The sequence below is a fragment of the Mucilaginibacter sp. GW822-FHT03E02 genome (genome assembly GCF_058801545.1).
This window is the reverse complement of record NZ_JBXANJ010000001.1, coordinates 4,166,658-4,178,369: the sequence shown is the minus strand read 5'-3', so window position 1 is coordinate 4,178,369 and position 11,712 is coordinate 4,166,658. Positions and strand designations below refer to the sequence as shown.

10 protein-coding genes are annotated in these 11,712 nt (G+C 44.5%); 6 read left to right on the top strand and 4 right to left on the bottom strand.

The window, feature by feature from the left end; genetic code table 11:
- Positions 1-103: 103 nt before the first annotated feature.
- Entirely contained in the window at positions 104-688 is a 585-nt protein-coding gene (locus AC1RM2_RS17405; RefSeq protein WP_492986456.1) for a Crp/Fnr family transcriptional regulator, read from the top strand.
- A 314-nt stretch (positions 689-1,002) separates the two neighbouring features.
- On the opposite strand, the gene ffh is transcribed toward AC1RM2_RS17405, so the two are convergent.
- Together ffh and AC1RM2_RS17395 are read right to left on the bottom strand one after the other, a co-directional pair.
- Positions 1,003-2,331 carry a signal recognition particle protein gene (ffh, locus tag AC1RM2_RS17400; RefSeq protein ID WP_477362604.1) on the bottom strand — a complete coding sequence of 443 codons (1,329 nt, stop codon included), beginning with the start codon at positions 2,329-2,331 and terminating at the stop codon, positions 1,003-1,005.
- A 157-nt stretch (positions 2,332-2,488) separates the two neighbouring features.
- Positions 2,489-3,511, bottom strand: coding sequence for a DUF3078 domain-containing protein (locus tag AC1RM2_RS17395; RefSeq protein WP_492986455.1), 1,023 nt, complete (start codon positions 3,509-3,511; stop codon positions 2,489-2,491).
- Positions 3,512-3,870: 359 nt separating this feature from the next.
- On the opposite strand from AC1RM2_RS17395, the gene AC1RM2_RS17390 reads away from it, so the two are divergent.
- Positions 3,871-4,821: an NAD-dependent epimerase/dehydratase family protein gene (locus AC1RM2_RS17390; protein WP_492986454.1), complete on the top strand. Its 951-nt coding sequence runs from the start codon at positions 3,871-3,873 to the stop codon at positions 4,819-4,821.
- Positions 4,822-5,234: 413 nt separating this feature from the next.
- Here the strand turns inward: AC1RM2_RS17390 and AC1RM2_RS17385 are convergent, their stop codons facing one another.
- Complete coding sequence (locus AC1RM2_RS17385) at positions 5,235-7,688, bottom strand: TonB-dependent receptor (RefSeq protein WP_492986453.1); 2,454 nt, start codon at positions 7,686-7,688, stop codon at positions 5,235-5,237.
- 275 nt (positions 7,689-7,963) lie between these two features.
- On the opposite strand from AC1RM2_RS17385, the gene AC1RM2_RS17380 reads away from it, so the two are divergent.
- From AC1RM2_RS17380 to AC1RM2_RS17365, 4 genes are all read left to right on the top strand, one after another.
- Positions 7,964-8,689 (top strand): YebC/PmpR family DNA-binding transcriptional regulator, encoded by a 726-nt coding sequence (locus AC1RM2_RS17380; RefSeq protein WP_492986452.1) that lies wholly within the window; start codon positions 7,964-7,966, stop codon positions 8,687-8,689.
- Between the two features lie 95 nt (positions 8,690-8,784).
- Positions 8,785-9,000: a DUF2442 domain-containing protein gene (locus AC1RM2_RS17375; protein ID WP_492986451.1), complete on the top strand. Its 216-nt coding sequence runs from the start codon at positions 8,785-8,787 to the stop codon at positions 8,998-9,000.
- Positions 8,997-9,524, top strand: coding sequence for a hypothetical protein (locus tag AC1RM2_RS17370; RefSeq protein WP_492986450.1), 528 nt, complete (start codon positions 8,997-8,999; stop codon positions 9,522-9,524). Before AC1RM2_RS17375 ends, AC1RM2_RS17370 begins: the two co-directional genes overlap by 4 nt.
- A gap of 11 nt (positions 9,525-9,535) precedes the next feature.
- Positions 9,536-10,543 carry a hypothetical protein gene (locus tag AC1RM2_RS17365; RefSeq protein ID WP_492986449.1) on the top strand — a complete coding sequence of 336 codons (1,008 nt, stop codon included), beginning with the start codon at positions 9,536-9,538 and terminating at the stop codon, positions 10,541-10,543.
- Between the two features lie 684 nt (positions 10,544-11,227).
- Here AC1RM2_RS17365 and AC1RM2_RS17360 read toward each other — a convergent pair.
- Positions 11,228-11,671, bottom strand: a complete 444-nt coding sequence (locus tag AC1RM2_RS17360) for a DUF1569 domain-containing protein (RefSeq protein WP_492986448.1) — start codon at positions 11,669-11,671, stop codon at positions 11,228-11,230.
- Between the last annotated feature and the right edge of the window lie 41 nt (positions 11,672-11,712).

Here is an 11,712-nt window from a genome sequence, read left to right as displayed (position 1 = left end):
GGCTGCCTTAACAGGTTAGCCTCTTTTGCTTTTGGCAGATATTTTCAATTACGGTGATTTTGAACTATAAATTCAAACCCTATCTTTACTTTAAAACTACCCTATGTTCGACCTCATAATGGCAAACTTTGCCATGCACGTTTCGTTAACTCCAGCAGAGGCGGCTTATGTTCAATCGGTATTGCAGCATAAGGTTGTAAAAAAGAATACTGTTCTGCTGAGCGCCGGCGAGATTTGCAGGGCAATATATTTTGTGAACAAAGGCTGCCTGCGCATTTTTAACATAGACCGCGAGGGCGACCAACACAATATATCATTTTGCCCTGAAAACTGGTGGTCGGTAGATATATCCAGCTTTTTTGGACAAAGCCCCGCATTCTATTCGATAAGCGCGCTGGAAGATACCGATGTGTTTTACCTGGGCCACGCGGCTATTGAAAAATTATTTATCGAGGTACCTAAGTTCGAGCGTTTTTTTCGGATACTTACCCAAAATGGGTTCAATTTATACCAGCGCCGCATTACGTCAAACCTTTCTAAAACCGCCGAAGAGCGCTACCTGCAGTTTCAAAAGCAATACCCCAAATTGGAGCAGCGAATAGCGCAAAAGCAAATTGCATCGTACCTGGGCATTACGCCCGTTTTTTTGAGCATGCTGCGTCGCAATAAACAAACCACAAACAAGTAATCTCTCCCGCAGCCACGGCAACAGGGATTTTATCAGCCATCGTAAAAAGAAAAGACCGCCACTTTGAGAGGGCACTGAAAAAGTAGCTCTTTAATGATCAGATCATATAGCCTGGAATAGGAACTGAGCTGATTTTTTTGTTGTTGAGCTAACACCTAAAAGGCTGCCGATTATACCTTTAAGATAAAAAAAAGGAGCAGAAACCCCAATTCCTACTCCTTTTTATCCCCCTGTTTTCAGAAAGACTTTTTCAGTGCCCTTCAAACTACCAGGGCTTTATTATATTTCAAAACGACACTCAGGGGCCGGTATACTTACATTTTTGGCATCCGGCGCATCATGCTGGCCATAGCGGCGGGGTTGCTCATTTGTTTCATCACCTTTTTCATGTCGTCAAACTGCTTCATTAACCGGTTTACTTCGGTTAAATCAGTTCCGGAACCTTTGGCTATGCGGTTACGGCGGCTTTGATTAATAGTTTCGGGGTTCGATTTTTCAAACGGCGTCATTGACTGGATAATGGCCTCAATGGCTTTAAAAGCGTTATCATCAACTTCAACATCCTTCATCATTTTGCCTACGCCCGGAATCATACCCATCAGATCCTTCATGTTACCCATTTTTTTGATCTGTTGTATCTGGCTGTAAAAATCGTTAAAATCAAATTTGTTTTTGCGGATTTTCTTTTGCAGTTCGGCAGCTTCCTTCTCGTCAAACTGTTGCTGGGCGCGCTCAACCAACGAAACCACATCACCCATGCCCAGGATACGGGATGCCATACGATCGGGGTGGAAAACATCAAGCGCTTCCATCTTTTCGCCGGTACCTATAAATTTAATGGGTTTATTTACAACCGATTTAATAGATAAGGCTGCTCCACCGCGGGTATCACCATCAAGCTTGGTTAATACTACGCCGGTAAAGTCAAGCCTGTCGTTAAACACCTTAGCGGTGTTTACGGCATCCTGGCCGGTCATCGAATCAACCACAAATAATATTTCGTGTGGCTTTACCGCTCTTTTTACCTGCTCAATCTCCACCATCATGGCTTCGTCAATGGCCAAGCGGCCGGCGGTATCAATAATCACTATATTATGGCCATTTTGTTTGGCCAGGGCAATACCCTCCAGCGCAATAGCAACAGGATCTTTCGATTCGCGGTTTGAATATACCGGTACGCCAATTTGCTGGCCTAATACTTCCAGCTGATCAATAGCCGCGGGGCGGTAAATATCATCGGCAACCAGTAAGGGTTTTTTATTTTTTTGTGTTTTAAGATAATTGGCCAGCTTGCCGGTAAAGGTTGTTTTACCCGCACCGTTTAAGCCCGCAATCAGGATAATGGTTGGCGAAGCCTTTATTTCCAGCTCGGCAGTGGTGCCGCCCATAAGCTCGGTAAGCTCATCGTTCATGAGCTTGGTAAGCAACTGGCCTGGCGATATGGCTGTTAGTACATTATTACCCAGTGCTTTTTGCCTTACATCATCAGTAAATGCTTTGGCGGTTTTATAGTTTACGTCGGCATCAAGAAGGGCCTTGCGGATTTCCTTCATGGTTTCGGCCACGTTTATCTCAGTAATAGTTCCTTGCCCCTTCAGTACCTTAAAGGCCCTGTCGAGTTTATCCGAAAGATTTTCAAACATTGTAATATCCCAGTTTTGAGGTTACAAAGGTATGATTTTGAAAGTAATTTTAAGACAGATGTATACGTCGTTTTTGATCCGGCAAAATCAACAAAAAAGGCTATGTTTTTTAATAAACAAAACAAACCCACAGCTACCCAATTTTCACAATTGACTATTACGGGAACCTGTACAACATCCCCAGTGCCAGGCCCTCTGTAGCCTGGGCATCTTTTGAGGTATGCTGATCATATAGCAGCGTACCATTGATGGTAACATTGATTAAACGGTTTACCCGGGCCGATAATACAGCATCAACACGATGGGTAACATATTTAAGCGACTGGCCATATGGGATAAACAATGCATAGCGTGTATTCAGGTGGATGTTTTTCATCAAATCCTTATCAAATAGCGCTACCATTTGAAATGCTAAATCGTTTTTTACGGTTTTGTTGGTATCTACACCGTAGTTATCGGTTTGAAAGCGGCGCACGCTTTTATCTAAAACAAACGTTTGCCTTGCGGTACCGGTACCTAAGCGTAAATCAAAATAAGGGGCTGGCTTATACTCCAAACCCAACGACTCGGTTAAATATCCCGGCGCCATAAAGTTCGAGATCTGCTGGGCATCAAAACGGCCGTTGCCCTGGTCTACATAATTATAACCTTTATCAAACTGCGACTCAAACGTCAACGCGCCGAAAAGATACCAGTGCTTAGATAATTGCGATGCTACCTTATTATCAAAGTAAATCCTGTCGTTGGTTTTACGTTTGCCCTGGCCTTTATTTTTGGCAACGCCGTAAGTAAGGTTAAGCTCAGATACATAGCTAAAAGGGGCTTTGTTATACTCGGTATGGTATATAAAGTTTGTACCCAGGGCAACCGAGTTTACACCACCGGCGCTATAGTTACTGGTAAAGGCCGACTGGCTGAAATTCAACCCAAAAGTTACCGCTTTTTTCCAGTGGTTAACCTTATAGTCAAGCATAGATACCGGGATTTGCTCGCGCTGGATCTGGATTGGCCTAACCCTGGTGGGGATGGAATTTGGGCGCGAATTGATGCGCAACTTATTTAGCTGCGCGGTATCAATTTTAACGGTGTCCTTTTTCAGCGAATCGGTTTGCTGGGCGCTTACCGATGTGCTGCAGGCTATCGATGCTAATAAAAGCAGGGCAAGTCTGGTTTTTAACATAAAAACAAAATAAAGCAAAAAAGTTTAAATAGTATCAAGTAGTAAGTATCAAGTATCAAGATTTCTATTAGCATCAATCCTCAAGACTTTTCGATTCGAGTTTTTTGCAGCTGTCTTGATACTTACTACTTGATACTTACTACTGCTTTTGCAGCTGTCTTGATACTTACTACTTGATACTTACTACTGCTTTCGCAGCTGTCCCGATACGTGATTTTAACTACTTGATACTGCTACACCTATTGCAACAATCTTGATACTTGGTACTTGATACTATTTTGATCAATCGTTTGCGTAAACAGCTTAAGTAAGGGTTAATTTTTCGGGCAAATTCCTACCTTTGGCAAAACTAAAAGTTGATGACTGAAAAAATTTTAGTGATTGGTGCCAATGGTCAAATTGGTACCGAATTGGTTATGGCATTACGCGGCATTCACGGTGCCGAAAATGTAATCGCCTCCGATATTAACGATCCTACCTATGCCATCCGCAACAGCGGCCCCTTTGAAATTGTAAATGTGCTTGATAAGCATAACCTGCACCACATATTTGATAAACACCGCCCAACCCAGGTTTACCTGCTGGCTGCTATCCTATCTGCCGTAGGCGAAAAAAAGCCAAAAATGGCCTGGGATTTAAACATGACGGGGCTTATCCATGTGCTTGATTTTGCTGTAGAGTTTAAAACTGCCAAAGTTTTCTGGCCAAGCTCTATTGCTGTTTTTGGCCCGCATTCGCCACAGTACAATACACCGCAGTATTGTGTAATGGACCCTAACACGGTATATGGTTTTAGCAAACTGGCCGGCGAACGCTGGTGCGAGTATTATTTTGAAAAATATGGTGTTGATGTACGCAGCATCCGTTACCCCGGCCTTATCGGCTGGAAGGCATCGCCCGGCGGTGGCACCACCGATTACGCGGTGCACATATTTCACGAGGCATTAAAGAATGGTAAATACGAAAGCTTCCTTTCGGCAGATACCGCGCTGCCAATGATGTATATGGAAGATGCCATCAGGGCTACCATCAGCCTGATGGATGCACCGGCAGAGCAAATTAAAATCCGCTCATCATATAACCTGGCCGGCATCAGCTTTACACCAACCCAACTTGCCGAAGAAATTAAAAAGCACATCCCGGCGTTCGAAATAAGCTATACAGATACCGACCCACGCCAGGCCATTGCCGATAGCTGGCCCAAATCAATTGACGACAGCAGTGCCCAGCAAGACTGGGGCTGGAAACTGGAATACGACCTGCACAAAATGACCGCCGATATGCTGGACAATTTGAAGCGGGTGCTTTAGGGGAAAGGGTAAAGGAGAAAGGTAAAAGGCGAAAGGTTTGTGGTAGGTTTCCGTGCCCAGGGTTTCCCTCCCGCCGTTGTTGGAGTTGTCCCCATAAGTGTTCGAAAGATTTTTAGTTCCCTCCCCACGGGAGGGGTGCGGCTGGCAATGTGCGCAAAGGCAGGGAGGGGTTTCGCCGTGCGGCTATAAATGCGCCTGTGTACTCCTGATTTAACCCCTACCTCCTCCTTCCCCAAGGAAGGAATCGCACGTTCCCCCACTTTTTTATCTCTTCGGAACACGTATAAGACAACTCCACCAAAGTGTGGTATTTTTTTAACTTTTCTTACCGTCCCGGCGTCTTTGTGCGAAATAAACTTTTTAATATTTCTCTTAACTTAATAGCATTGAAAATTCCCAGACAGACAGACCACTTAATGCGCCCTGCCTTGCTCGCTTTCGGCGCCGCCGGTATCGCGCTTTTGGGGGGTGTTGGTTAATTTACCAAAACTATAGGTAAATGCCAGCGTGGCTACACGGGTATCTAAAAAGTTGTGGAAGGTGGCATTGGCGCCCACAATATTGGTAATGGTACCGCTTGGCCTGAACGTGTGGAAAATATCGCGCGCATTTAACTTAATAGTACCTTTATTGTTCAATATCTTTTTCTGAATGGCAGCGTTAAGCATGCCTTTGGGCAGTATAACAAACTGGCCATAAGTGCCGCCGTTATCATAAAAGCCGCTTAGTTCGGCACTCCAGGTTTTGGATAAGGTGAACTGGTTGTTACCATTGCCCGAAAATGTGTATTGCGATTGATTAAGGTACCCCGTGTAAAACGCCCCCTGGTAAGTATTTTTATAAACCTCGGCATATAAGTTAACCGACCACCATTTGGCCGGCTGAAAGTTGCTGTTGGCAGATAGGTTGATTGTTTTTTGTCGCCCAATATTGCCTTGGGTGCTGATGAATACGTTATTGCTGTTGTGAATGGTTTCGCCCTGAACATCGGTGGTGTAGTTATAGGCAAGGGCAACGGTAAACAAACTCCTGAAGCTATACGCCAGTTTATAATTATCAGTAAACTGTGATTTAAGGAAAGGATTGCCCGAAAAATAAGTGAACTTATCTACAAAAAAGGTAAAGGGATTTAAGCTTCCGTAGCTGGGCCTTCCAATGCGGCGGCCGTACGAAATAACCAGCACATTATGGCCGGCTGTATCCAGGTTGTATGAAAAATAAGCCGTTGGGAACAGGTTGGTATAATGTTTAACAAACGATGAATCAGCCTTTTGAGCATTGCCCAGCTGGTGGCCCGATCCGTTGGTATTCTCTAACCGCAAGCCTGTTTGTAATGAAAACCGGCCCAGGGTTTTGTTGAAATTAACATAGCCTGCATTGATGTTTTCTTTATATAAAAACCGGTTGGTATTGTTGTAGTCAATGGTGCTTACATTATCAACCACGTTAAAATAATTGGCCGCGTTATCTGTACTCACGTAGCTGCTTTTAACCCCGGCCTCCAGCTTGGCTTTGCCCTTAAGCGGATGGGCGTAATCGGCCTTTGCCGAGTAAATGTTGATGGTGGATGGCAAATTATCAGTCAGCGTTTGCGAATTTGTTAAACTGCCATCGGGTAAAAAAGTGTTGTTTACAAACAGCTGGTTGCTGCCGGCTGCATCGTGAATATAATCCAGGTCGAATGTAAGTGTACGGCCTGTGCTATCAAACTTATGGGTATAATTTAAGTTTATGCCCTTGCTGTCAAACTTATTGGTAGATGTATTCAGCGTGTTTATGGTCGAATCCAACCCGCCATCTTTGTTGTACAATAAGGTATAAACCGGGCTGCTGTCATGATCATGCGATATGTTGCCGGTAAATACTACGCCCCACGTAGTTTTTGGCGACGAATAATAGTCCATTCCGGCTTTAATATTGGTGTTGTTACCAGATGGCCTGAAATAGGAAATGTCCTTTAGCGAAGAGGTTCTATCTCCATTAGCATCAAAATAATCGCGGTCAATTTCCAGCCGTCTGAAGGTTTTTTGCTTGTTATAGGCAAGGTTGGCAAAAATATTAATTTTATCAACGCGGTAATTCATATTGATGCTTTCGTCTGTCCGCCCATAAAAACCGAGCGCGTAATTGGCCGAAACCACCGCGTTAAATCCCCGGGTGGTATTTTTTTTTGTTTTTATATTAATTACGCCTGCATTTCCTGCGGCATCATATTTGGCCGGCGGGTTATCCATCAGCTCTATCTGATCTAATGAAGATGACGGTAACGAGCGCAGGTAAGTTGCCAGGTTTGCGGCCGAAAGATAGGTTGGTTTATCATCAATCATCACCATTACGCCGCTTTTTCCCTTGAAGGTAATATTGCCATCGGCATCAACCTGTACGCCTGGTGTTTTTGCCAATACTTCCAAAGCATTGGCGCCGGTGTTTGATATCAACGCCCCAACATTAACTACCGTGCGGTCAATTTTTTGTTGTACGTACGATTTTTTGGCCGTTATGGCCACCTCATTTAACTTTTTGCCGGCCGGCGATAAAATAAACGGGGGTAAATTAACCGGCTTTTGCTGGCTTACAACCACGGGGCTGCTCTGGTAGGTTTTATAGCCAATATAAGTAACCTTAATAAGGTAGGAATTGTCCTTTACGTTTTTAAATACGAAGCCACCATCCGGGTTAACAAGCTGGGTACTTACCACGCTTGAATCTTTTGCGGCAAGTAAAATAACGGTTGCGCCATCAAGGGGTTTCTTAGTATCATCTAAAACCGCCCCTGAAATTTTACCGGTGTTGGTTTGCGCCTGGGTAAAGTTAAAAAGTAACAGCATGAATAAGGGCAACAGAAATACGCGTATCAGTTTCATCATAACTATAAGACATGGGCTGCGCTATTATCGTTACATGATTTTATACTTTATTTAGATGGGTGTCGGGGTAGTCCTTGTGGCTCACGCGATCCTCGGGGGTTACTTAATAATCCCCGCACTACACAAAAAAGGACGCACCCAATTCTGGATTTTTATTCAGCCGTTAAAAAAAACAATATTATATTTGAACCCGCTGTATAACAAGGCATACAGCGGGTTCTTTTTTTATGGCAGCAGCCATGAACTATGGACAATCAACAACGAACTAAAAATTTATGGGAAGAGCATTTGAATTCCGCAAAGAAAGAAAGTTTAAGCGCTGGGCCAAAATGGCAGTGCAGTTTACCCGTTTAGGGAAAGAGATTGTAATGGCCGTAAAAGCCGGAGGTGGTGATATTACTACTAACTCGCGTTTACGAACAGCTGTGCAAAACTCAAAGGCGGTAAATATGCCTAAAGACCGCGTGGAAGCCGCTATAAAACGCGCCACCAGCCGCGACGAGAAAGATTACGAAGAACTTGTTTACGAAGGCTATGCGCCCTATGGCGTTGCCGTTTTGGTTGAAACAGCTACCGATAATACCAATCGTACTGTTGCCAATGTACGCAGTTATTTTACCAAATATGGCGGCTCGCTGGGAAAAACCGGATCGTTAGATTTTATTTTTACCCGCAAATCGGTATTCACCTTTGAGCCGGGCGACCGCGACCTGGAAGAACTGGAATTTGAACTGATTGATGCCGGCCTGGAAGACTTGTTTGTTGAAGCAGATGAAGAAGGAAAAGATATCGGCGTTATCCACACTGCGTTTGAAGATTTTGGAAAGATGCAAAAAGCGCTGGAAGAAGCCGGAGTTGAAGTAAAATCGGCCAAACTGGAGCGTGTACCACAATCGTTCCACGAAGTAACCGAAGAACAAGTGGTTGATATCATGAAACTGATTGACCGTTTGGAAGACGACGACGACGTACAGGCGGTGTACCATAACATGGCGGAGTAGAAAGCCCCACCCAAACCCTCCCCGGAAGGGAGGGCTTTAAAATAAAACTTTAAAACAAAAGTCTCCCCTTCCGGGGGAGATTTAGAGGGGGCCCAATGCCACTATTCAGCTCACGTAAGGAAGAAAAAAAAGTAAAGGTAACCTTCGCTAACGGCTTGCTTTTTGTTGAAAAACCCGATGGTAAGCAACAAGCTTTCCCGCTGGAGTGGTTCCCCAAACTGATGAACGCTACCAACGAGGAACGTGACGACTGGAAGCAAACAGATAAGGGCATACATTTTAATCAGCTGGATATAAACGTAGATTTATGAAATCAATAGCAGTTTTGATGTTGTTGCTTTTAACAATAAAAGCCAATGCCCAGGACGGTATCAAATGTGCTTTATACAATTTTAAAACAGGCAAGCCAATTCACATCCCATCTGACCGGGAATCTCCGAGGGTTTACATATCATGCAAACGCCAAAGCTTAATTTCTTTGAAGGCCGAAAAGGATGGCAGCTTTTTTGTACCCGCTACAGTAATTGAAACGTTAGGTGATTCGATAAAACTAATTGTATCCGGCAATGATTTTGCCGATTTTGAGATGGGGAATATCCCGAAGGATAGCATCAAATATTATTTGTCGAAAATTTTCCTTCAACGTGCTTACTGGCGAACAAGCGGAGGAGATGACAATCTTGTTATTGATAACGAAAAGACTTTTAAAGCTGAACGTTTTTTGGTTTCCGCAGATTCTGTTAGATATAATGTACGACGTGTCCCCGAAAAAATAAAGCAATCATATCTGGCCGTTAAATACCTTACCGACTTAAAAAAAGACAAAGTCAATTAAAATTATAGCACATGTTGTTCGACGAGTTTTTTAAAAAGAAAAGGATTGACCTTGCCGCTTTACAAGTAGCCGAGGGATTGTTGTTTTCGGAATTTAAAGATCACTTTGAGCAAATGGGCGAGAAAAGTTTTGACCATAGCAAAAAATACTGGTTTAATAAATTAAGGCGCCGGTTCCCTTTGGCCCCCGAAGTTAAAACCGAGCGGGTACACATTGCCAACCCTTTAGCCGAACAAACGATTACTGATGGTTTGACAGCACCCGCAACACCATCGCCAAAAGTTGGGTTTACACCAAAATTCAGGGCTACAGCGGTACCACCAAAACCAGTTGACGAAGCTATTGAAGAAACAAAACCCGCAGAAACACCAACGCCATCAGAAAATATAGCACCCAAACCGGCATTTAAGCCGCGTTTTAACCCGGGCATGGTAAAACCCAAACCGACCGAAGGCGCAGATGCTATTGAACAAAAACCGGATGTTGCAGATGGAGGAGTTACACCACCCGCAGAAACACCTGCTGCCAAGCCCGCTGGTTTTAAACCACGGTTTAATGCAGCAATGGTAAAACCAAAGCCTGCCGAAGAGAGTGAAGCCCCTGCCGATACGCCGGAAGTAAAAGAACAACCAACGGCAGCAGCCCCCGAAACGCCTGTTGCCAAGCCAGGCTTTAAGCCACGGTTTAACGCGGCCATGATGAAGCCAAAACCCGCTGAAGGAACTGAGCCCACTGCAGAAAAACCGGAAGAAAAAGAAGAAATACCACCTGTTGAACCTACGGCGACACCAGCTGCAAAGCCGGGATTTAAGCCACGGTTTAACGCGGCCATGATGAAGCCGAAACCAATTGCAGAGGAGGAAATAGCCCCGGCACCGGAAGTACCCGCCGGGCCAGCTACACCACCACAGCCTGAAGCAGGCGCCGATGAATCCGCCCAGGAAACACCGGCCGCAAAACCTGCCTACAAGCCCAAATTCAACATGAAAACCCTGCCGAAGAAACCGGATCAGGAGTAATAAACAGCATAAAATTTTGCGCTGCGTTGTATGAATCCCCGAAGTTGGAAAGGGGAAAGACGTTGCAAAGAAGGCTGTCTTGGTAAGTTGTAAAATTTCGCGAAACTCTAAAGGAGGAATGACATCGTAAAAAACGGCTGTCATGCTGAGTGGTAAAATTTCGCAAAATTCTGAAGGGGGAATGACATACAATAAGAGAACTGTCATCCTGAACGTAGTGAAGGATCTATTCGCGAACTTTCCGTCGGCGACGCATGTCGGTTAACAGATTTTTCACTTCGTTCAAGAAATTGTTCTTCACTTCGTTCAGAATGACAAAGGGGGTATTTACAACATGTCATGGGTAGGTGTTATACAAACATTGGCTTTGAACGCTGGCTAAGACTCACCCCGGCTACGCTACGCTGGCCGACCCTCTCTCCGGCTTACGCCGCATAGAGGGTAAACCCCATTTTTTATTTTTTGGCCCCTCTATGCGCGAAGCGGAGAGAGGGGTGACGGGCGGAGCCTCGTCGGGGTGAGTCGACTCGCCGCCATGCGATATATGTCATTCCCCCTTCAGAATTTCGTGAAATTTTACCACTCAGGATGACAGGGAAATTGGATATGTCCTGAAGTTGTGTAAAACCAACAACAAAGCCGCCGAATACCTGCCAACCCACAGTCATCAGGAGAAAACAACTTTTAAGCGCCAAACTGCCTCAAATGATGATCGATATGTTTATAGGCAAAGCAGCCTATTTGCTCCTTAGTCATTTTGCCAAAAAAGGGGTGAACAAAATTGTGGTTGGCAAAATTTTCCTCCTCTTGTATCAGGCCTATCCATTTGGCTTTTTCGGCCTCCACATCGCCCGTGCCGGTAATGTTAAAACCAGGCACAGTAGGCATGTTTTTTTTGACAGGACTATCGTCTTTTAGCATGCCTTTCAGGGCCATTTTGCCAAACAGCTTTCCAATAAACGATTGTTTGTACATGGTTTTACCCAACACCATTTCTTCCCACAGGCTGCAATGTTTCAGCATTTGGTAAACGGTCATTTTACCCCATTGCGCGGTGCTGTTTTCGTTGAGGGTGTTTATGCGGGTGATAAGTTCCTGGCGGGTGGTGGTGTCGAAAATGGTTTTCATTATTGGGTAATTGGTGTTTTTAGGCTGGTTTAAAAATAGTT